Annotated in this window: 14 protein-coding genes; 3 read left to right on the top strand and 11 right to left on the bottom strand. The window is 69.6% G+C overall.

Translation table 11 applies throughout. The features are described 5' to 3' along the window. Positions 1-499: 499 nt before the first annotated feature. The 3 genes from AB0K21_RS15200 to AB0K21_RS15190 form a co-directional block, all read right to left on the bottom strand. Positions 500-2,065, bottom strand: coding sequence for a GMC oxidoreductase (locus AB0K21_RS15200; protein ID WP_343965835.1), 1,566 nt, complete (start codon positions 2,063-2,065; stop codon positions 500-502). A 164-nt stretch (positions 2,066-2,229) separates the two neighbouring features. After that, positions 2,230-2,724 carry a carboxymuconolactone decarboxylase family protein gene (locus tag AB0K21_RS15195; RefSeq protein WP_343965832.1) on the bottom strand — a complete coding sequence of 165 codons (495 nt, stop codon included), beginning with the start codon at positions 2,722-2,724 and terminating at the stop codon, positions 2,230-2,232. Then, positions 2,721-3,812: a dihydrodipicolinate reductase gene (locus tag AB0K21_RS15190; RefSeq protein ID WP_364150243.1), complete on the bottom strand. Its 1,092-nt coding sequence runs from the start codon at positions 3,810-3,812 to the stop codon at positions 2,721-2,723. The genes AB0K21_RS15195 and AB0K21_RS15190 overlap by 4 nt, the downstream gene beginning before the upstream one ends. A 378-nt stretch (positions 3,813-4,190) precedes the next feature. Between AB0K21_RS15190 and AB0K21_RS15185 the strand changes: the two genes are divergently transcribed. After that, positions 4,191-7,838, top strand: coding sequence for a CARDB domain-containing protein (locus AB0K21_RS15185; RefSeq protein ID WP_364150240.1), 3,648 nt, complete (start codon positions 4,191-4,193; stop codon positions 7,836-7,838). 100 nt (positions 7,839-7,938) lie between these two features. On the opposite strand, the gene AB0K21_RS15180 is transcribed toward AB0K21_RS15185, so the two are convergent. From AB0K21_RS15180 to AB0K21_RS15155, 6 genes are all read right to left on the bottom strand, one after another. Continuing rightward, a complete protein-coding gene (locus AB0K21_RS15180; protein WP_364150332.1) occupies positions 7,939-8,616 on the bottom strand; it encodes a response regulator transcription factor in 678 nt (225 codons plus the stop codon). Positions 8,617-8,618: 2 nt separating this feature from the next. Continuing rightward, on the bottom strand, positions 8,619-9,824 hold the full coding sequence (locus AB0K21_RS15175; RefSeq protein WP_364150237.1) for a sensor histidine kinase: 1,206 nt from the start codon (positions 9,822-9,824) through the stop codon (positions 8,619-8,621). A gap of 300 nt (positions 9,825-10,124) precedes the next feature. Further along, positions 10,125-10,706: a sarcosine oxidase subunit gamma family protein gene (locus tag AB0K21_RS15170; RefSeq protein ID WP_364150234.1), complete on the bottom strand. Its 582-nt coding sequence runs from the start codon at positions 10,704-10,706 to the stop codon at positions 10,125-10,127. Next, the gene (locus AB0K21_RS15165) at positions 10,696-13,590 is read right to left on the bottom strand and encodes a sarcosine oxidase subunit alpha family protein (RefSeq protein ID WP_364150231.1); all 2,895 of its coding nucleotides are present in this window, start codon (positions 13,588-13,590) and stop codon (positions 10,696-10,698) included. Before AB0K21_RS15165 ends, AB0K21_RS15170 begins: the two co-directional genes overlap by 11 nt. Then, a complete protein-coding gene (locus AB0K21_RS15160; protein WP_364150228.1) occupies positions 13,587-13,868 on the bottom strand; it encodes a sarcosine oxidase subunit delta in 282 nt (93 codons plus the stop codon). The genes AB0K21_RS15165 and AB0K21_RS15160 overlap by 4 nt, the downstream gene beginning before the upstream one ends. 15 nt (positions 13,869-13,883) lie before the next feature. After that, positions 13,884-15,104, bottom strand: a complete 1,221-nt coding sequence (locus tag AB0K21_RS15155; protein WP_343965817.1) for a sarcosine oxidase subunit beta family protein — start codon at positions 15,102-15,104, stop codon at positions 13,884-13,886. A gap of 73 nt (positions 15,105-15,177) precedes the next feature. Between AB0K21_RS15155 and AB0K21_RS15150 the strand changes: the two genes are divergently transcribed. Continuing rightward, positions 15,178-15,846: a GntR family transcriptional regulator gene (locus AB0K21_RS15150; RefSeq protein WP_343965815.1), complete on the top strand. Its 669-nt coding sequence runs from the start codon at positions 15,178-15,180 to the stop codon at positions 15,844-15,846. A gap of 279 nt (positions 15,847-16,125) precedes the next feature. Here AB0K21_RS15150 and AB0K21_RS15145 read toward each other — a convergent pair whose 3' ends face one another. Next, positions 16,126-18,801 (bottom strand): hypothetical protein, encoded by a 2,676-nt coding sequence (locus AB0K21_RS15145; RefSeq protein ID WP_364150223.1) that lies wholly within the window; start codon positions 18,799-18,801, stop codon positions 16,126-16,128. Between the two features lie 186 nt (positions 18,802-18,987). Here AB0K21_RS15145 and AB0K21_RS15140 point away from each other — a divergent pair, with 186 nt between their 5' ends. Beyond that, on the top strand, positions 18,988-19,116 hold the full coding sequence (locus AB0K21_RS15140) for a hypothetical protein (protein ID WP_343965811.1): 129 nt from the start codon (positions 18,988-18,990) through the stop codon (positions 19,114-19,116). A gap of 66 nt (positions 19,117-19,182) precedes the next feature. Here the strand turns inward: AB0K21_RS15140 and AB0K21_RS15135 are convergent, their stop codons facing one another. After that, positions 19,183-20,238 carry a methyltransferase domain-containing protein gene (locus AB0K21_RS15135; protein ID WP_364150219.1) on the bottom strand — a complete coding sequence of 352 codons (1,056 nt, stop codon included), beginning with the start codon at positions 20,236-20,238 and terminating at the stop codon, positions 19,183-19,185. Positions 20,239-20,378: the final 140 nt, after the last annotated feature.

The following is a 20,378-nucleotide window of genomic DNA, read 5'->3' as shown; positions in this document are numbered from 1 at the left end:
AAGGCCCGCCAGTTCCGGAGAACGGCGGGCAGCAACGGAATGAGCATAAGCCGCTTCAGCACGTGACCGCAACACGTCCGCGCCAAGTGTAAGTCAAGCCTCACCAATGCGTAGCGTTACCAGCCATCATCTTTTTGTCATGCTTCGCAGCTCCGAAGAGACCCATGTCGGGATTCTGGGAGCTCACGCTTTCTCCTCCACCGCCCCGCCCCGGCAGCTTCGAACACATCCGAACCAGCCCCAACGCCGCCCTCTGCTTAAAGGTGCTCCACGGGAAACCCTTGATGCGGGAGTCACCGCACCGGGAGGTCCCCATCTCATCGCGCCGCCACCGGGCCCGATGACCACTACGGCAGGCTGTCCTTGCCCTCAAGCTTGACGGTCCCGAAACAGGTCGGCAGCGGGGCGGATTCCTCGGAGGCGGGGGGCGACTGTGCGCGTCCCGCAGGGGAAGGGTCGGCCACACGCGCCCGTGGCCAACCGCATCATCAAATCATCCCTACAGGTCGGTAGCGATGATCTTCTCGATGTTCCGTTCGGCGAGGGCCGTGATGGTGACGAACGGGTTGACGCTGGTGTTGCCCGGGATCAGTGAGCCGTCGATGACGTACAGGCCCGGGTAGGCGGTGAGACGACCGTAGTTGTCCGTGGCCTTGTTCAACACCGCGCCACCGAGGGGGTGATACGTCAAAGTGTCGTTCCAGACCTTGTAGACGCCGAAGAGGTCGGTCCGATAGATCGTCCCCTCCTTGGAGTTGATCTTGTCGAAGATGGTCTTGGCCATGTCGATCGACGGCTGCTTCCAGGCGAGCTGCCAGTTCAGGTCGACCTTGCCGGTGGCGGCGTTCCAGGTGAACTGGGCCCGGTTCGGGTTCTTGGTGATCGACAGGTACAGCGAGGCGTAGGTCTCGATCCCGGTGGGTATCGGGGCGACCTCGGCGAACGCGCCGCCGGCGTCCCAGTTGTCGATGCCGGAGCAGGGGATGGTCGACTGGAGGCTGCCGGTCGGGTCCCACAGGTGGTTGGCCCGGCCGCACATGACGTTGCCGTTGTCGCCCCAGCCCTTGCCGATCTCGTTGTTCAGGTTGGGCAGCGCGCCGGTGGCCTTCAGCCTGACCAGCAGCTTGCTGGTGCCCACGCTGCCCGCGGCGAAGAACACCCGGTCCGCGGTCACGGTCTTGGTGGTCGCGACGCCACCGGTGGTGTTGAGCTGGTCGATGACCACCGTGTAGCCGCCACCGGCCGCCGGGGAGACCGAGGTGACCTGGTGCAGCGCCGAGACGGTGACCCTGCCGGTGGCCTTGGCCTGGGCGATGTAGGTCTTCTGCAGTGACTTCTTGCCGTGGTTGTTGCCGTAGAGGATCTCGCCGGCCAGTGCCGACTTGGTGACGGTTCCGGCCGCCTCCTGCTTCATGTAGTCCCAGTCGTACACGTCGGGCACGAAGACGAACGGGAAGCCGGAACGCTGGGCCTGCTTGCGGCCGACTCGGGAGTACTGGTAGCAGGCGGTGGAGTCGAACCAGGCCGGGTCGATGGTGCCGACGCCGAGCCCGGCGTTGGCGCGCGGGTAGTAGGTGTTGTACATCTCGTCGGCGTTCACCGACGGCAGGATCGCGGCGAAGTTCTCCCGCTTGGGGGTGACCGCCATGCCGCCGTTGACCAGCGAGCCGCCGCCGACGCCGCGACCCTGGTAGACGGTGATGCCGCCGAACTCCTCGGCGTCCAGGATGCCGGTGTAGCGGGAGATGTCCCGGTCGATCGGGAAGCCGAGGAAGAAGTTGAGGGGTGCCTTGGTCCTGGTGCGGAGCCAGTAGGAGCGCTGGTCGGGCGAGGTCGTGTTGCAGAAGATCTTTCCGTCGGAGCCGGGGGTGTCCCAGGCCATGCCCATCTCGATCATGTGCACGTCGACGCCCGCCTGGGCGAGGCGCAGGGCGGCGACGGAGCCGCCGTAGCCGGTGCCGACCACCAGGGCCGGGACACGGGCCCCGTCGGCGATCGGAGCGGCTGCGCGTGCGGCTTTTAGCTGGGCTGCTGCGGCGGGAGTCGCGAGGGCCGCGACTCCCAAGATAGAACCGGTTCCAGCGATGAATCCACGGCGCGAGATGCCTTCGGAACCTGTTCTACGCGAGGCTTTGTCACTCATGTGATTTTCCTCACTCTTGACGTATTAGAACAAGTTCTACATGTTTCCCGGATGTTAATCCACCGCGTACCAGCAAGTAACTTGTGTCAGGTCGAGGGCGACCTGCCGCTGGGCAGCACGCACACGGTGTCGAGGCCGAGCACGTGGTTGAGCCGGCCGAACGCCAGCCAGGAACCGATGCTCATGCTCAGCTCCACGATCTCCAGTTGGCTGTAGTGCGCGGTCATCCGGGTCCAGAACTCGTCGTCTAGGCCGTGGTGGTCCAGGGCGTACCGCTCGGCGTACTCGGCGGCCAGCCGGGTGCGGTCGTCGAAGGCGTCGGTGGTACGCCACTCGGTCACCGCGTCGGCGAACTCCTCCTCGACCTTCTGCCCGTCCCGTTCGGTCCGCCAGTCGAGGCAGAAGACGCACCCGTTGATCTGCGCGATCCGCAGCCGGGCGGCCTCGAACTCACGGAGTCCGAGGGTCGTGTGGGCGTACACCGCCATCGAGAACTTCGAGGCGGCGACCCCGATGCCGGGGACCATCTCCCCCCACACGTAGCCGATCGCGTCCTTGCCCTCGGGGATGTCGATGTTCACGGTTCTCTCCTTCCGAGCTTGCCGACGAGTTTGCCGACCGCCGGGCGCAGCGGGACGTCGAGCGCGTCGTAGAGTCCGGGTTCCGCGTCCACCAGCCAGTCGATGGCGCTCACCAGACGGCCGACCGCGGTGGCGTTCCCGCCCGCCGACCGGTTGCCGCCCTCGTCGGTGGCCTCGACCGTGACCTCGATGCGCGGCCGGCCCTCGATGACGACCCGGTGGGCTCCGACGCCGTCGGGCGGCATCGGCCAGTCCGGGGCGCAGGAGGCGTGGATGCGGGTGACGTGCTCGATGACGATGCGGGGTTCGCCCTCGACGATGCCCTGCACCTCGAACCGGACCGCGCCCTGGGTGCCGGCCTCGAACTCGCCCATCATCGCGGTGCTCACCGTGGCGTCGAGCGCGCGCCGGTCCAGGGTCTCACGGATCTCGTCGAGCTCGACGCCCAGCGCCCTGGCCATCAGCCGTATCTGCCCGCCCCAGACCATGGTCGGGACCGTCGGCGCGGTCATCGGCGGTTCGTAGTCCATCGGCTGGCCCATGCCGACCAGGTAGCGGACCGAGTCGGGCTGGTCGTAGGTGGAGTAGTCGAAGATCTCCTGGCAGCGGATCACGTCCACGACGGTGCCGAGTCCGCTGATCAGCAGGGGCAGTACGTCGTTGCCCCAGCCGGGGTCGACGCCGGAGACGAAGAGCGAGCCGCCGCCGTCCGCGATGGCGGCCAGCACCGGCTCGCGCAGCTCCGGCGGGGCGCCCCGCTGGTCGTAGAGCGCGTACAGCGAGGGGGTGACGACCACCGCTCCGGCCCGGATCGCCCTGATGATGTCGGCGAGGGCCTCGTCGGGGCGGATGTCGCCGGACGCCGCGTACACCACGGCGTGCGGGCCGCCGGCCAGCACCGCGTCGATGTCGTCGGTGGCGGCGATTCCCAGCTTGTGGCCGAGGTCGCCGAGGTCGCCCGCGTCGCGGCCGACCTTGTCGGGGTTGTGGACGAGCACTGCCGCGAGTTTCAGCGCCGGATGGGCCTCGACGGCTCGAATGGCCGCGCGGCCGACGTTGCCGGTGCCCCAGACAATCGTGGAGAGCATGCGCGGAGAGTAGCAAGCGCTTGGTTAGGTGTATAGTGCCGCCGCCCTCTCCACAGCCGGCCGCCGCACGGCCGCGACGCGGGCGAGATCCCGGCGATCCCCCGGCCGGGCGTCAACCGGCCGTCCCGACCTTCTTCACACCCGCCGTCGGGCCAGTACGGAGAGCCGTTTTTCGCCCGTTGACGTGGTCGTAGCGCGTATGTAACCTTTGGCCAACACTACGCAAGAATCTTGCAAAGAAAAGTTCTTTTTCTCGCGGCTCTTCGCAACTTCAGGAATGCGCTGCGCCCATGCACCTGCCCCCCATCCGTGTGCGGTGAAGGCGCATGCCTTCACGCCTCGGCCCTGTCGTGCTCGACGAGAGATGGAAGAACGCGCATGAGAAAACCGTACGGACCGTTACGGCTGGTGGCGGCCATGCTGGCGACCACGGTCACCGCCGGCCTGCTCGTCGCGGGGTCGGTCGTGCCGGCCTCCGCCGCGGGCGGACCCAACCTGTCGCCGGGCAAGGCGACCCAGGCAGGCACTTCCATCGCCGAGTACCCGGTGTCCGCCATCAACGACGGCGATCAGAACACCTACTGGGAGAGCGCGAACAACAGCTTCCCGCAGTGGGCGCGGATCGACCTCGGCACCGCCACGAGCGTCGACCAGATCGTGCTGAAGGTGCCCGCCCCGGCCGCCTGGCAGACCCGCACCCAGACCCTCTCGATCCAGGGCAGCACCGACGGCATCGGCTACAGCACGGTGGTGGCCTCGGCGAACCACACGTTCGACCCGGCGACCGGTAACAAGGTCACGATCGACTTCAACGCCGCGACCTACCGGTACTGGCGCGTCAACGTCACCGCCAACACCGGCTGGCCCGCCGCGCAGATCTCCGAGTTCGAGATCTACGCCGCCGCCGGCGGCGGCGACACCGAGAAGCCGTCGGCCCCCGGAAACCTCGCCTTCACCCAGCCGGCCCCCGGCCAGATCAAGCTGACCTGGAACGCCTCGACCGACAACGTGGGCGTCACCGGGTACGACATCTACGCGGGCGGCCAGCTCCGGGGCAGCGTCGGCAACGTGCTGACCTACACCGACGACCAACCGGCATCGGCGACCGTGACGTACTTCGTGCGAGCCAGGGACGCGGCGGGCAACGTCTCGGCGAACAGCAACACGGTGACCCGCAACGGCACCGGCGATCCCGGTTCGAACCTGGCCGTCGGCAAGGAGATGGTCGAGTCCGGCCATGTGCACACGTTCGTCGCGGCCAACGCCAACGACAACAGCACGGCCACCTACTGGGAGGGCAACGCCGGTTACCCGAACACGCTGGCGGTCAAGCTCGGCGCCAACGCGAGCGTCGGCTCGGTCGTGCTGAAGCTGAACCCGGACGCCGCGTGGGGCACCCGTACCCAGAACATCCAGGTCCTGGGCCGGGAGCAGAACGCCACGGGCTACACCAACCTGGTGTCGGCGCAGAACTACACGTTCAACCCGGCCTCCGGTGGCAACACGGTGACGATCGGCGTCAACGCCACCGTCGCCGACGTCCAGTTGAGGTTCAACGGCAACACCGGCGCACCGGCCGGACAGATCGCCGAGTTCCAGGTCATCGGCGTCCCCGCGCCGAACCCCGACCTGACGGTCTCGGCTCTCGGCTGGTCCCCGAACGCGCCGATCGAGACCAACGCGATCACGCTGACCGGCACGGTGCGCAACATCGGCACCGCCGCCTCCGGCGCGACCAATGTCAACTTCTACCTCGGCGGCACCCTGGCCGGCACCGCTCCGGTCGCCGCTCTCGCGGCCGGCGCCCAGGCCACGGTGACCGCGAACATCGGCACCCGCGGCGCGGCGACCTATCAGGTCAGTGCCAGGGTGGACGAGCCGAACACGGTCTTCGAGCAGAACGAGGGCAACAACGCCTTCACCGCGGCGTCACCGCTGGTGGTCACCGAGGCTCCCGGGCCCGACCTGCAGGTCCTCGGCATCAGCTCCAACCCGCCGAACCCGGCGGTCGGCGCGGCGGTCACCTTCACCGTGTCGGTGAAGAACCGCGGGAACACCGCGACGGGTGCGACCACGGTCACCCGGCTGACGGTGGGCGGCACCACGCTCAACACCAACACCCCGTCGATCGCCGCGGGCGCGACGGTCAACGTGGCCGTCGGCGGCGGCTGGACCGCCACCGCCGGCGGTGCCACCATCACCGCCACCGCCGACGCGACCAACGTCGTCGCCGAGACCAACGAGACCAACAACGCGTTCTCCCAGGCGATCGTGGTCGGGCGCGGGGCGGCGGTTCCGTGGGTCGAGTACGAGGCCGAGGCCGCCAGGTACCAGGGCACCCTGCTGACGGCCGACCCGCTGCGCACCTTCGGGCACACCAACTTCGCCACCGAGTCCTCGGGGCGGCAGTCGGTACGGCTGAACAGCACGGGACAGTTCGTCGAGTTCACCTCGACCAACTCCGCCAACTCGATCGTGGTACGCAACTCCATCCCCGACGCGCCGAACGGCGGTGGCATCGAGGCCACCATCAGCCTGTACGTCAACGACACCTTCGCCCGGAAGCTGACCCTCTCGTCGCGGCACAGCTGGCTGTACGGGAACAGCGACGGCCCGGAATCCCTGACGAACACCCCGCAGGCCGACGCCCGGCGGTTGTTCGACGAGTCGCACGCGCTGCTGTCGTCGACCTACCCGGCAGGCACCAGGTTCCGGTTGCAGCGCGACGCGACCGACACGGCCTCGTTCTACATCATCGACCTGATCGACCTGGAGCAGGTGGCACCGGCGGCGAGCCGACCGGCCGGTTGCACCTCGATCACGGCGTACGGCGCGGTGCCCAACGACGGGCTCGACGACACGGCCGCCATCCAGCGGGCGGTGACGGACGACCAGAACGGGGTCATCGACTGCGTGTGGATCCCGGAGGGACAGTGGCGGCAGGAGAAGAAGATCCTCACCGACGACCCGCTGAACCGGGGTCAGTTCAACCAGGTGGGCATCAGCGACGTCACGATCCGCGGAGCGGGGATGTGGCACTCCCAGCTGTACACCCTGACCGAGCCGCACCTGGCGACCGGCGGCATCAACCACCCGCACGAGGGCAACTTCGGCTTCGACATCGACGACAACGTCCAGATCTCCGACATCGCCATCTTCGGCTCGGGCCGCATTCGCGGCGGCGACGGCAACGCCGAGGGCGGGGTGGGGCTGAACGGGCGGTTCGGCAAGAACACCAAGATCTCCAACGTGTGGATCGAGCACGCCAACGTGGGCGTCTGGGTCGGCCGTGACTACGACAACATCCCGGATCTGTGGGGGCCCGCCGACGGGCTGGACTTCAGCGGCATGCGCATCCGCAACACCTACGCCGACGGCATCAACTTCAGCAACGGCACGCGGAACTCGCGGGTGTTCAACTCGTCGTTCCGCACCACCGGCGACGACTCCCTGGCGGTCTGGGCCAACCGGTACGTCAAGGACCCGGCGGTGGACATCGCACACGACAACCGGTTCGTCAACAACACCATCCAGCTGCCCTGGCGGGCGACCGGCATCGCGATCTACGGCGGCTACGGCAACAAGGTCGAGAACAACCTGGTCTACGACACCATGAACTACCCGGGCATCATGCTGGCGACCGACCACGACCCGCTGCCCTTCTCCGGGCAGACCCTGGTGGCCAACAACGCGCTCTACCGGTGCGGCGGCGTCTTCTGGAACGAGGACCAGGAGTTCGGGGCCATCACGCTCTTCGCGGCGAACCGGGACATCACCGGTGTCACCATCCGGGACACCGACATCCACGACTCGACCTACGACGGCATCCAGTTCAAGACGGGGGGCGGCAACATGCCGGGCGTCGCGGTCACCAACGTGCGGATCGACAGGTCCAACAACGGCGCCGGCATCCTGGCGATGAGCGGCGCCCGCGGCAGCGCGACGCTGACGAACGTCACCATCACCAACTCGGCCAAGGGCGACATCGTGAAGGAACCGGGGTCGAGCTTCGTGATCAACCCCTAGGCCTCCCGCGCCTGAGAACGACCGGCCATGCTGGACACCCGCATGGCCGGTCGTACCGGTTCCAGGCCGAGGTACGGCGCCGGAACGGCACCGCCGCGATTCAGCCCGCGGGCCGGCGCGAGGTGACCAGGCCGCAGTCGTAGGCGGTGGCGACGACATGGGCGCGGCTGGACAGGCCGAGCTTGCTCATCGCGCGGTTGAGGTGGGTTTTCACGGTGGCCTGGCTCAGGCACAGCTTCTGGGCGATGTCATGGTTGGACAGCGTCTGGCCGACCAGGGTGAAGATCTCAAGCTCGCGGGCGGTCAGCGCGAAAAGCTGGGACACGTCACGATCGGGCACCGCGGGCGGGGCGGGTGTGAACGCCTCGATCAATCGCTGGGTACTGGTGGGCGACAGCAGGACGTCCCCGGCCGCGACGGTGTGAATGGCGGACAGGAGGCGCTTGGCCGGGGTCTGCTTGAGCAGGAAACCGGAGGCTCCGGCGCGCAGCGCCTGGTAGACGTACTCATCGATGTCGAAAGTGGTCAGAATGAGTATCTGCGGGGTACGGGACGCGCTGCCGTCGGCCAGGATGCGCTTGGTCGCGGCGATGCCGTCCATGCCGGGCATGCGGATGTCCATCAGGATCACATCCGGGTGGGTGGCGGCGGCGCACTGGACGGCCTCGTGACCGTCCGAGGCCTCACCGACTACTTCAAGGTCCGGGGCGGCGCGCAGGAGGGCGGTCAGTCCGGCCCGGATGAGTTCCTGATCGTCGGCTACCAGCACCTTGATCATCGTCACCTCTCGCTGGTTGGAGTGGCGGGCTCCCGACCGGGACGGGTGAGCAGGGGAAGGGTCACCACGACCTGGAATCCGCCCGTGGGGCGAGGACCGGTGGTGATCGTGCCCTGGTACAGCTTGACTCGCTCGGTCATGCCGATCAATCCCTGGCCTGGTGTGTTATGGATCACTTCGACCGGTTGGTCGATACCGAGACGGCCGTCGTCGCACACCTGTAGCGTCAGGACGCCCGCACCATAGGTGAAGGTCACCCGCACCCGGGTGGGGGCGGCGTGCTTGACGACGTTTGTCAGGCATTCCTGGATGATCCGATAGACGCACAGATCCAGCCTCTGCAGCAGGGGCTTCTCCTCGCCGATCACGACCACCTCCACCGTCACGCCGGCCGTGCGCACCCGCTCGATCAGCGTTCCCAGGTCCCCCAGTCCGGGCGTCACGCCATAGTGCGCCTCCCGTTCGTCGTCGGCCCCGATTCGCAGGATCAACAGCAGCAGTCGCATCTCGTCCAGGGCCTCACGGGTGGTGTCCGCGATGGTGGCCAGTGCCGTGCCGGCGGTGGCCCGATCGGTCGACAGCACGTACTGGCCCAGCTCGGCCTGGACCGCGACCACCGACAGATGATGGGCGACCACGTCGTGCAGTTCGCGGGCGATCCGCGTTCGCTCCTGAGCCACCGCCAGCCGGGCCTTGTTCTCCTGCTCGTCACGCAACTGCCTGGTCAGTTCGGTGAGCCGCCGGTTGCTCTCGATGACCATTCGGGTGGCGCTGCCGAAAGCCCAGGTGAAGCCGACGGCCATCAGCGGCCACACGACGGCCATCCAGAACTTGGTGCCCGGGAACGCCATCGAGGAGCACCACCACAGGCCGAAGGTGAGCACCGCCCCCGCCAATGACACCGCCGCCGGCCGCTGGACGGCCACGGTGTACAGCACCAGCAGCGTTCCCATCTTGTTCACCTGGGAGTGGTAGCCGAGTACCAGATGAATCAGGGACATCGCACACGAGAACACCAGCACCGTGCACGGCATCCGCCGTCGCAGGGCCAACGGCAGGTTCACCGCGAGGGTCAGTGCGAGCGACAGGCCGTCCGGCGGGCGCGTCCCATACCTGGTGTCGCTGAGTTCCCACATCCACATGACGGCGGACAACACCACCGCGATCACAGTGTCGACGAGCAGTGGATGCGCTGTGAGAAGTCTCAACCAAGATGTCCTCGCATAGCTGTACATCAGCGCATGCTAGTCATATTCTCCCGGGCTGACATCCCTCCTCCTGTCATATACCGCAGGAGGTGTACAAGGCATAACGCGGCAGGTGTAGCAGCGAATAAACCTTGCGCGGTATGTGGCGGATATGCAACTCGGGTAGCTTTTCAGGGAGAGTTTCACTCCGCCGAAAATTACGGCGATCCTCTCTTTACGGAGGCAGAGAGGATCGCCGCCGAAATCCATTCATGACCATAATCAAGACCACTGCGGAGCGGAGCCGATGCCTTTGCCGTCTCAGCGCACCTCGGGGGAGGCGAACTCGGTCATCGCGTCGAGCAGCCACCGGGCGACGTAGTCGGCGAAGGAGGAGCGGGGCAGGATCAGGTACGTCGAGGGACCGGACTGCCAGAGCAGCACGGGCACCGGTCCGAGCGTGGTCGTCACCGCGTCGCCGGGGCCGAACGACCGGGGATGCAGGTCGGCGGGGCAGCCCTTCTCCAGCACCTGACGCGCCGCGGCCCCGCTGAGCTCAAGGATCGTCCGGTTCGCCGACACGTCGACCACCGTGCCGGAATCACCCGCCAGTGCCTCGACAAGGTCCGCCACCAGCGGGCCGGGGTCGGCCGACGAGACCACGAGCCATTCGTCCGGGCCCAGCCACAGGGCGGTGTGCGCTCCCGCCCGAGTGGTGTCCGCGACCCGCTCCGGCAGGCCGCCCCCCAGGGCCGCCCCGATCCGGTCGAAGGCCGCGGATCCGGGTACCACCCGGACGGAGATCATGGTCAGGAACGGCAGCTCCCGCAGTGACCCGCCCCGGGCGGCGCGCATCCGGTCCTCCAGATGCGCCAGCGGGCTCCGCCGCAGTTCAGCCGTCACGCCTGCTCCCCTCCGGGTCGTACAGCACGGGTCCGGTGACCTCGACCTCGACCGGGGAGTCGCCCACGCAGGCGATGAGGGTCTCCCCGATCCGATCCCGGCCGCCGGCGACGAGAGCGAGGGCGAACGGCCGGCCGAGCGCCTCGCTGTGGTAGCTGGAGGTGACGTGCCCGAGCATCGGGACGGGTCCCCGCTCCGGGGTGACCGGCGTGTCCGGCGCGATGATCTGCGTGCCCTCGGGCAGCCGGGTCACCCGGTCGGCCGGCAGCAGGCCGACCAGGTGCCTGCGGTCGGCCCGCGCGGTGTCCGCCCTGGTGTAGGAGCGGTTGCCGATGAAGTCCTTGCGTTTCGAGACCACCCAGTCCAGGCCGGCGTCCTGCGGCGTGACGGTCCCGTCGGTGTCCTGCCCGACGATGGGGTAACCCTTCTCCGCGCGGAGCACGTGCATCGTCTCGGTGCCGTAGGGCGTGATGTCGAGGTCCGCTCCGGCGGCGTACACCTGCTCCCAGACGGCGAGGCCGTACCAGCCCGACACGTTGATCTCGTAGGCGAGCTCGCCGGAGAAGGAGATCCGGCAGATCCTGGCGGGCACGCCGGAGGCCAGCGTGGTCTCGCGGAAGGTCATGAACGGGAACGCCTCGGCCGAGACGTCCAGGTCCGGGGCCACCCGCGCGACCACCTGCCGCGATCTCGGGCCCACCACCGCGATCGTCGTCCACTGCTCGGTCACCGAGGTGCAGTACACGTCCAGTTCGGGCCACTCGGTCTGCAACCACTCCTCAAGCCAGTCGAGGACACCGGCCGCACCGCCGGTGGTGGTGGTGAGCAGGAAGCGGTTCTCGTCGAGGCGCAGGTTCACACCGTCGTCCAGGATCATGCCGTCGGGCCTGCACATGACCCCGTACCTGGCGGAGCCGACCGGCAGTCTCCGGTGGGCGTTGGTGTAGACGCGGTCCAGGAACTCGCCCGCGTCGGCGCCGCAGACCTCGATCTTGCCCAGCGTGGAGGCGTCCATCATGGCGACGCCCCGCCGGGCGGCCCGGCTCTCGCGGGCGACCGCCGCGTCGATGTCCTCACCGTCCCTCGGGAAGTACCGGGGGCGCAGCCACTGCCCGACGATCTCGAACCTGGCGCCGTGCGCGACGTGCCAGGGGTGGATCGGGGTGGTCCGTTCGGGGTCGAGGAGGTCGCCCCGCTCGCGCCCGGCGAGGGCCGCGAAGGAGACCGGGGTGTACGGCGCCCGGTAGGACGTCGTGCCGATCTCTCCGGGTGTCGCGCCGAGGGCGGTGGCGATCACGCCGATCGCGTTGACGGCGGAGGTCCTGCCCTGGTCGTGCGCGGTGCCGATCGAGGTGTAGCGCTTCACGTGCTCGATGCCGCGCAGGCCCGCGCCGGTCGCCCGCCAGACGTCGGCGACGGTCTGGTCGCGCTGCAGGTCGACGAAGTGCTCGTGCCAGTCGGCCGGCCCGCCGGTCCGCCCCGGCACCAGCCAGAGCTGCCGGACCGGCCCGTACTCGCCGGTGGCCGCCCGCCCCACCGGGGCCTCGGCCTCGATCGGGAACCCGGCGGCCACGGCGGCCGCGACCCCGGCCTCGGTGCCCTCCTCAAGGCAGCCGCCGAGGTCGAAGGTGCCCCGGGCCGAACCGGCCACCTGCTGGTCGCGGACGGTCCCCTCGGGTACGAAGGCCGCGAGCACGTCGTCCCAGCGCAGCCCGCCCTGCCGCTGACTGTGCAGGTGTACGACCGGGCTCCAGCCGCCGGAGACGGCGAGCAGGTCACACGCGATGGCCTCGACATCGGCCTCGACGTCGCCGCCGAGCAGTCCGTCCTCGTCCAGCGCGCCGACCAAGACGCCGCCGACCCGCGGGGCGCCGGTCGTCTCGACGACCGCGCTGCCCGGCACGACACGCACTCCGGTCCCGGCGACCTCGGCCGCGCGCGGCGACAGGGCGGGACGGGCGTCGATCACGGCCGCCACCTCGACACCGGCCGCGACCAGGTCGGTCACCGTGTCGTACGCGCTGTCGTTGGTGGTGCTCACCACGGCGCGGGAGCAGGGCGCCACCGCGTACCGGTTGAGGTAGCCGCGCACGGCCGAGGCCAGGAGGACCCCGGGGCGGTCGTTGCCCGCGAAGACCAGCGGGCGCTCGTGCGCACCGGTGGCGATCACGACCCGCGCCGCCCGGATGTGCCAGACCCGCTGGCGGGACACGCCCTCGGGAGCCGGGTGACCGAGATGGTCGGTGCGGTGCTGGACCGCGACCACGTAGTTGTCGTCGTAGCTGCCGAAGGCGGTGGTACGGCTGAGCACCCTCGCCTCGGGGGCGGATTCGAGTTCGGCCACCACCTCGCGCACCCAGTCCAGCGCGGGCGAGCCGTTCACCGTCTCCTGGCGGCAGGAGAGCAGCGATCCCCCCGGCTCGGACTGCTCGTCGAGCAGGATCACCCGGGCGCCCGACCTGGCGGCGGCGGAGGCCGCGGCGAGCCCCGCCGGGCCGGCACCGATGACCAGGACGTCGGTGTGCGCGAACCTCTTGTCGTAGACGGCCTCGTCACCGGTGGGGTCGAGCCGGCCCAGGCCGGACAGCGTCCGCACGGCCAGCCCGTCGACGAGGGAGACCGTGGTGGCCGGGAGCATCGACTCCGAGCACCGCCCGAGGACCTCAAGCAGCGCGTTCGGCTCCTCGACACCGGCCGCCACGATGCCGCGCGGGCGCCCCCGGTAGATCGAGGGGGCGACGTCGAGCCTGCCCGCGGCCAGCATCGCCGAGGCGACGGTGTCACCCGGGTGGCCGGTCAGCTCCTGGCCGTCGACGGTGAGGCGGAGCACCGTGTCGCGGTCGATCCGGCCGCCGGACGGGAGCCGGTGGGGCTGGGCGCTCATCGCGATCCTTCCGGGCGGGGGTCGGTGGGCCGGTAGACGGCGAGCACCCGGTAGCTGGTGGTGTCCCGCACGACGTTGAACCAGCGGCGGCAGCCGGCGCTGTGCACCCAGCGTTCGGCGAAGGGGCCCTCGGGGTTGTCGCGGAAGAAGAGGTACTCGGCCCATTCCCGGTCGGTCAGGTCGGCCGGGGCCTGCGGGTAGCGGACGTGGGCCTGCCCGCCGTAGTGGTACTCGGTCTCGTCCCGCGGCCCGCACCAGGGACAGTTCAGCAGCAGCATGCGGCTCCTTCTGGGTCAGTGGGCCACGGCCGCGGCGCCGTGCTCGTCGATGAGGGCGCCGGTGGTGAACCGCTCCAGGGAGAACGGCGCGTTCAGCGGGTGCGGCTCCCCGGTCGCCATGGTGTGGGCCATGGTCCATCCGGCCGACGGGGTGGCCTTGAAACCGCCGGTCCCCCAGCCGCAGTTGACGTAGAGGTTCTCCACGGGCGTCCTGCCGATGATGGGCGAGGCGTCGGGGGAGACGTCGACGATGCCGCCCCAGGTACGGAGCACGTGCGCGCGGGCGAAGATCGGGAACAGTTCGATCGCCGCCGCCATCTGCTTCTCGATGACGTGGAAGGAGCCGCGCCGGCCGTAGCCGTTGTAGGAGTCCACCCCGGCGCCCATGACCAGCTCGCCCTTGTGCGCCTGCGAGACGTAGACGTGCACGTGGTTCGACATGACCACGGTGGGGTGGACCGGCTCGTACAGCTCGGAGACCAGTGCCTGCAGAGGTTGCGACCGGACCGGCAGCCGGAAGCCGGCCTGCTCCGCCAGGACGCCGCTGTGACCGGCGGCGGCCAGGCCGACCACCCCGGCGTTCACGGTGCCCCGGGTGGTGCGCACGCCGACGACCCGGTCGCCGTCCTTGACGAAGCCGGTGACCGCGCAGTTCTGGATGAGGTCCACGCCCAGCGCGTCCGCGGCGCGGGCGAAGGCCCAGGCCACGTGGTCGTGCTTGGCGATGCCGGCCCGGGGCTGGAACGTCGCGCCCAGCACCGGGTAGCGGACGTCCGGGGAGATGTCGACGATCGGGCACACCTCGGCCACCTCCTCGGCCTCCAGCCACTCCGCGTCGACGCCGTTGAGCCGGTTGGCGTCGACCCGGCGGCGGGCCTCGCGGACGTCCTGGAGGGTGTGGGCGAGGTTGAGCACGCCCCGCTGGCTGAACAGGAAGTCGTAGTCCAGTTCCTCGGGCAGCCGCTCCCACTGCTTCAGCGCGAACTCGTAGATCCCGGCGCTCTCGTCCCACAGGTAGTTGGAGCGGATGATCGTGGTGTTGCGGGCCATGTTGCCACCGGCCAGCCAGCCCTTCTCCAGCACCGCCACGTTGCCGATGCCGTGGTTCCTGGCCAGGTAGTAGGCGGTGGCGAGCCCGTGCCCGCCGCCGCCCACGACGATCGCGTCGTACGACGGCTTCGGCTCCGGGTTGCGCCAGAGCAGGTCGGGGTGTTCGGGGAGCGGGTTCGTGGTCACGCCGAGGCTCCGTTCGGGTCGAGGCCACCTAGTAAACTATTGATATATCAGTTGATGGGGTAATCTACGTCAGGTGCGAGCGACGGTCAACGCAGGGGGCGACGGGGCACCGCTCTCGCTCTCCGAGCAGGCGTACCGAGCCATCCGCGACAGGCTCGTCATGCTCGACATCCGCCCCGGGATGCCGATCAAGGAGGACCAGCTCGCCGCCTCGCTCGACATGGGCAGGACACCCGTCCGCGAGGCACTGAAGCGGCTGGAGGGCGAGCGGCTCGTGGTCGCCTACCCGCGCCGCGGCACCTTCGCCACCGAGGTCAACATCACCGACCTCGCCCACATCTCCGAGGTCCGGCAGCAACTGGAGCCGGTGGCCGCGGCCAAGGCGGCCCTGCGCGCCACGCCGGCGGACCGGATCGCACTCGGCGAGCTCGGCGCGGAACTGGCCCCCGAGCGCATCTCCACCCTGTCGCCGGAGCAGTTGATGCGTCTCGACCTGCGCGTGCACCGCGCCCTGTACGCCGCCACCCGAAACCCCTACCTTGAGGACACCCTGGTCCGCTACGACAACCTGGCCACCCGGATCTGGTGCCTGTTCGTCGACCGGCTCCCCGGCATGGCGGGCCACGTCGGAGAGCACGGCCCGCTGCTGCGCGCCGTCGTCGACGGCGAGGAGGAGCGGGCCGCCCGGCTCGCCGCCGAACACGTCGCGGGCTTCGAACGCGAGGTCCGCGCCCTGCTCTGACCCCCCGGCCGCCCTCATACCCGCGTCCTCGTGACTGAGGATGTGGCAGTGCGGGACCGTCTTGCCGGTGTGGTCGGTGAAGTGGATCCGGTGACGGGCCACCGGCGAAGCCACTCACCACCGAGGTCATCCGTACCAACGGCACTCGGGCCCGGTTCGTCACTCGTTTCGAGGACGTGAGGCACGTGCTGAGCGACCGTAGACTGTTCGACCAAGCTCCCGGTGGAGCGGAGCTGACATTCGTCGGCCTGTGTCTCCGGCTCTACCGGCCCGGTTCGGTCACCAGGGGTCTGACGTACGGCCGCCGACCTCGATGCCGAAACGTTGGAGCCGTTGTGCCTCCTGAGCGCGTCCGAGGTGCTGGAGCAGGAACCACAGTCGGCGGTCGGATTTGGGGACTCCCGCCTCGATGCTGTGACGTAGCCACCGTTCGGACTCCGTGTGGCGCCCGGCCCGCTCCAGTTGGAGGGTCAGGTCCTTCATGGCGGATGTGCCGCCGGCTTCGGCGACCTCGCGCAACCACCGCTCGGTCACAGGCCCGAACGCGACCCTGCTGAGCAGGGAAATTCTGCTGTCACCGGTTTCGACGACGGTCCGCAACGCCTCCCTGGCGTCCTGACGGTGCTCCCCGCCGGCGATCCACATGGGACCCAGGGTCACCGCGGTGTCGTTGTCCGCCTCGGCCGCGCGGCGAAGCCAGTGTTCGACGTTCTCGTCGTCCCCGGCGCGCGCCAGCAGACCCGCCCAGACGCACATCGCGTCACCGTCACCGGCGCGGGCGGCGCGACACAGCCACCGTTCGGCGCCGTCGTTCTCGCCGGCGTGCAGCAGCCTTGCCCCGAGGACGCGCATCGCGTAGGCGCTGCCCCCGCGCGCCGCGCCGGTCCACATCTGGTTCACCTCCGGCTCACGTCCCTTACCGACGAGCAGGCGGTGGAGCATTCTCAGCGCTGTTCCGTCGCCACGATCGGCCGCCTGGCGGAGGACCGACTCGACCGCGGGATCGTCGCGGGTCCACATCTTTCTGTCGGACATGGAGACGATCGCCTCGCGGATACCGGCTTCGGCGCCACGCAGGAGCCAGTTCTCGTACTCGGGGTGATCCGACCACCGAAGCGTCGCCGTCCACCACAGCATCGCCTCACGGTCGCCGGCCTCGGCTGCCTGACGCAGTCTCTTCAGCCAGTCGTCCGCTTCGTGGGAACGACCGGTGTCCCTCAGCCGGGAGGCGAGTGCGGCGATCGACTGCGCGTGGCCCCTTTCCGCGGCACCACGCACCACCGGCTCCATCTCGTCCTCGCGCCCGGCCTGCTTCAGCCAGGTGACGAGCCTGCCCACCGCCCAACCATTGCCGGCTTCGACGGCCTGCCGGAGCCGGCGCTCGCCCGCTTCCCGGTGCCCGGCTTCGTACAGCAGGGCCCCCAGCCGGCACATGGCCGAGATGTTTCCCGCCTCGGCCGCCGGCTGGGCCAGGCGCACAGCGTACTGGAAGAGGTAGCGGAGCTCGGCCGCCGCCGCCAGCAGGTCCCGATCATCGGCGCCGACGGCGTGGTCGGCCAGGGCATCCCATGCCTCGGCGGGCAGGCGTGCGTTCCCGCGTGCGCCCCGGGCATATTGATCAAGGTAGTCGTGCAGGCCGTAGGAGTCCGGCGGCCCCATTCCCGGCGCGATGCGATTCGGCTCCAAAGCGTGAATCCCCCGGACGGTCTCGGTCGCGTCCGCCAGCGCGGAGGCGAACCAGCCGCCGCCCACGGCCCGCTGCGCGGGTGTCAGGTAGCCGGAGACGGCCTGTTCCAGCAGTGTCGCGGGAAGCGGTTCACGGTGACCGAGGCGGCGGGCGTCCATCGCCGCTGTGATCAGGGCTCGGCCGTGGGGCCCGAAGATGTGCTCGTACCGATCGACCAGCATCTCGCCACCGGCCAGAACCTGGATGATCCTCATGCTCGGCCCCGCGGTCCGCAACGCGGTGGCCAGCCGTGGATCCACAACGGACAGGGAGTCCAGCTCGGCTCGCTCGGCATCGGTCGCCAGGGAGAAGTCGTCCGGGACGTCGACCTTGTGGACCCGGCTGATCTTGAGCAGTTCCCGTATCTGGGCGTGCCGGTCCGGCGCTCCCTCCTCCGGCTGCGCGGTGAAGGTCTGCCAGTACTTCGGCCACATGCTGCCGAGCACCACGACAAGCCTGCGGTCGTCGGTGAGCAGCCGCCGCAGGCGCGAGGCGATCGACGGGCCGTGCTCGCCTTCGAGATACAGCCGCGTCTCGTTCAGCCAGAGCAGCGACCGGGACGCCACGTTCCCCGCGAGCAACTCGTCGAGTTCCCCGCCGTCGGCCGGATGAACGATCTGCCAGCCGGAAAGATACCGAATGTCCTTGACGGCTTCGTAGCAGGCGCGGGTCTTGCCGGTCGAGGATCCGCCGACCAGCACCGCCATCACACTGCCGCGGCAGGGGTCCAGCAGATCGCGCAGCTCGGCGTCGTGACCACGACGGACATACCTCGGCAACGCGGCGAGAGGTGGCGGCTGCGGATTCTCACCGTGCTCGATCGCACGGTGCACGCCCAGATCGAACGGATCCCACCGGCTTATCGGCCTGCCCCGGGCCGGCCCTTTCCCCGTCGTCTCACCGGGCAGGCGCGCCGGCTGGGCGGCGTCGATCAGGTTGTTCCAGTAGCGCCGGTCTGGGGGCGGTTCACCTGCCCACACGCTCCACAGCCGCACGATCGCCAGCACCTTGTCGCTGTCGGCCGCCATGGGCACGTGAGCCCTGGCCGGGTCGTCCGGCAGCCAGTCACTGAACCGCTGGGCGTGCACGGTCACCATGTAGGGGGCTCTGGCCAGGGCTTTCGCCGCCTCTCGCCGCGAACTCACGGCACCCGCCGCCCGGCGGGCGGCTCTGGCACGACGTTCCAGGGCTCGTAACTCGTCGTACAGCCTGCGAGCCGCCTCAGACACCGTCCACTCCTCGCTGCCGCCCGGACAGGCGGTGCCCGCTGCGGGCGGCGGCGGGCAGATCCGTGATCAGGAGCCTAGAACCGAATCGCCCGCGGCGCCCGCGATCCACGACTTACCAGCCACTACCGGCGCACTCTTCTCCCAACACCCGGCCAGACAGGGTCGGACCGCACAGGGAGACCCGTTATGAACCTCCAGAATCGGACCGTTCACCGCCTGATCCGAGCCGTCGGGCTCGCGTTCGTCTGCGGCATCGCGACCGCTGCCGGCTCGGCCGTGGTCACCGGCGTCATCTGGTGGATCCAGGCACGCTGAGTCTCAGCGATCCGGCACCGCTCGCCCTCCGCCACTCGGAAGCCGGCGGGGTCGCCCCCGCCGCGCTCATCCTCCCTGTGTTCGACGCCGGGACGGCTGTCGTGGACGCCGCTCCCCCGCCGTGAGCCGGACGATGTACGAACTGGCGCCGGAGAGCCGGACCTGCTGGACGTGGACGGGGACCAGCCGGTGCCGGATGGCGGTGCCGAGGTCGTCGGTGTCGGGGATCAGCACCACCGCCATTCCGTCGGGAGCGAGGACCCGCCGCAGCTCCGTCCACCACCGGGAGAAAGCCCCGTCGAGCAGGCCGTGCGCGGCGACCTGCGTACCCCAGGGCGGGTTGCACACGACGCGGTCGACGCTGCCATCGGCCAGCGGCAGGTCACCGGCGTCGGCCTGGCGGACGGTGACGGCCCGCAGATCCGCCGCGTTCGTACGCGCCGCCCGCAGCGCGTCCGGGTCCAGGTCGAAGCCGCAGAAGCGGGCGTCCGGCCGCAGCCGCCCGGCCTCGATGAGCAGGGTTCCGGCACCGCAGCAGGGGTCGAGCACCCGGTGGTCGGACCGGATGTCGGCCATCCGGGCCATCGCCGCGGCCAGCGGAGGATGCAGGGTGCCCGGGATCGTGCACCGCTTGTAGGTGCGGCGGTGCAGCGGCCGGTCGGTGATCCTCAGCAGGAGCGTCGCCCGGGTGCCGTCCAGGATCAGCCGCCACGCGCTGTGGGCCGGCGGGGGCGCGGCGCCCCCGCGCCGCGAGTGGTAGCCGGCTCCCAGCCGCCACGCCAGGGCCCGGCCGACGGCGTCCTCGACGTCGTACCGGTTGAAGTTCCGCCTTCCCAGGAAGGACGCCGACACCTCGACACCGGTGAGGTCACCGGAGCCTCCACAGGCCAGCCGGTGCCGGAGCAGCGTGTCCACATCGGTGACGGCCGCGAGCTCGGCGAGCGCGTCGACACCCGTTCTGGCCGCTCCGATGTCCGGCACTTGGGCGGCGAGCAGGAACACGTCGTCCGCGGTGCGCAGCCGGACCACCCCGGGCTCCGGCCGAGGCGCGCGGAAGTGCACCTCACGGTGGCCCAGACGGGTGATCGGGCCGAGTCCGAGCTGGAGGATCTCGGAGGCCACGACGGGCTCCAGTCCTCGGACGCACCGCGCCACCAGGCGCGCCGCCGTCACGAGACGGCGAGGGCGCTGGGACGCGGGGCGGTGAGAAAACGCGCGCGAGTGCGCATGATGATCGTTCTTCTCCCACGTCAAGGTTCGGG

It is taken from the genome of Streptosporangium sp. NPDC049248 (assembly GCF_040678965.1).
Taxonomy (GTDB): Bacteria; Actinomycetota; Actinomycetes; order Streptosporangiales; family Streptosporangiaceae; genus Streptosporangium; species Streptosporangium fukuiense.
Note: the sequence above shows the minus strand (reverse complement) of the source record. Positions and strands in the feature narration are given on the sequence as shown.